General features: G+C 60.8%; 1 protein-coding gene. It reads left to right on the top strand.

Annotated elements, in window-relative coordinates:
* Nucleotides 1-62: 62 nt before the first annotated feature.
* Nucleotides 63-1,499, top strand: coding sequence for an IS1182 family transposase (locus FHD67_RS20090; protein WP_139599844.1), 1,437 nt, complete (start codon nucleotides 63-65; stop codon nucleotides 1,497-1,499).
* Nucleotides 1,500-1,657: the final 158 nt, after the last annotated feature.

A 1,657-nucleotide genomic window follows, 5' to 3' on the forward strand; every position in this document is an offset into this window, starting at 1 on the left:
CCAGACCGTGTGAAAACCCAAACAGGATTCCCAGCCTAATGTGGCCATGGTATCCTCGGGCCATGGCACATATTTCAGGCGATGATCGGTCCCAACTCCTGCTTTTGCCGGACTCTGTGGACGACTATGTGGGGCCGGACAACGTGGTCCGGTTTATCGAAGCATTCGTTGACGGGCTTGATCTGAAGGCCGCTGACTTCGAGCGGGTCCGGGCGAAAACGACCGGCCGCCCGGGATATGATCCGGCCGATCTCTTGAAGCTCTACATCTACGGATACCTGAACCGGGTGCGGTCTAGCCGCCGGTTGGAGGTCGAGACGCGACGCAACCTCGAAGTGATCTGGCTGCTCCGCCGTCTGACGCCCGACTTCAAGACAATCGCGGATTTTCGCCGCGACAACAGGACTGCGTTCCGCCAGGTGTTCCGCGAATTCGTGGTGCTGTGCCGAGAACTCGACTTGTTCGGGTGCGAATTGATCGCGATTGACGGCACCCGGATCAAGGCGGTGAACAGCCGGGAGCGTAATTTTACCAAGGCCAAACTGGCGAAGGCTTTGGCCGAGAGCGATGAGCGCTTGGCGCGGTATCTCAAGCAGCTCGATGAGGCCGACAAGGACCATGAGGTTGCGCTGGAGAGCGGCACCGTGGAGAAGCTTCAGGAGAAGATCGCGGTGATCCGCGATCGGCGCGAACGCCTCGAAGGCCATGGCAAAGCCCTTGCGGACAGCGGCGAGGACCAGATCTCGCTGACCGATCCGGACGCACGTGCGATGCACTCCAGCAGCCGCGTTGGGGTTGGCTACAACATCCAGATCGCTGTGGATACCAAGCACAAACTGATTGCCGAGCAGCAGGTCCACAGCAAGGTCAGCGACCTTGGCCTGATGACCGAGACCGCCGAAGCCGCGCGTGACACACTTGGCGTCGACAAGATCGATGCGGTGGCTGACCGGGGCTACTTCAAGATCGAGGATATCGAGGCCTGCGAGGCGGCAGGCATCGTACCCTACGTTCCCAAACCGCAGCGTGGATCAGCTGTTGCCAAGGGGTTCTTCGGCAAGGAGCAGTTCTGCTACGACGCCGAAGCGGACACCTACATATGTCCGGGCGGCGCGGCATTAAGCCGTGTCAGCAGCCGCCCGGTTCGCGATGACGTCCGCCTGTTCAACTATGCTAATGCTGCTGCGTGCAAGACATGCGCACTCAAGGCGCGATGCACGGACGCGGCGTGCCGCAAGGTCACGCGATACGAGAACGAAGCCGTGCTGGACCGGATGGCAAAACGGCTTGCCGCGCGGCCCGGGGTGCTCGATGAGCGCCGTGAGAGCGTCGAGCACCCGTTCGGCTCCGTGAAGCAATGGATGGGCCAGGGCGCATTCCTGATGCGCAGGCTGGAGAACGTGCGCGCCGAGTTCAGCCTAACGGCCATCGCCTACAATTTGCGTCGAGCGATCAGCCTTGTCGGCATTCCGGCACTGATGGCAGCTGTACGGCCATAATCGGCGGGCGATCCAGCCCATAGCGGCCTGAAAATTGCCTCCAGAGCCCTCACAGGTCCACCAGACCCGCAATTGCGTTCAGGGTCAGGATTTCTAAACTAAAAACCACCGAACGCCCGGCGCCCTTTAAACTCCACCGAGTTTTCACACGGTCTGGA

Source organism: Paracoccus haeundaensis (assembly GCF_006239215.1).
Lineage (GTDB): Bacteria > Pseudomonadota > Alphaproteobacteria > Rhodobacterales > Rhodobacteraceae > Paracoccus > Paracoccus marcusii.

Bases quoted from the DNA above. Each gene is read 5' to 3' on its own strand.
- FHD67_RS20090 (WP_139599844.1), top strand. From the start codon at position 63: ATGGCACATATTTCAGGCGATGATCGGTCCCAACTCCTGCTTTTGCCG.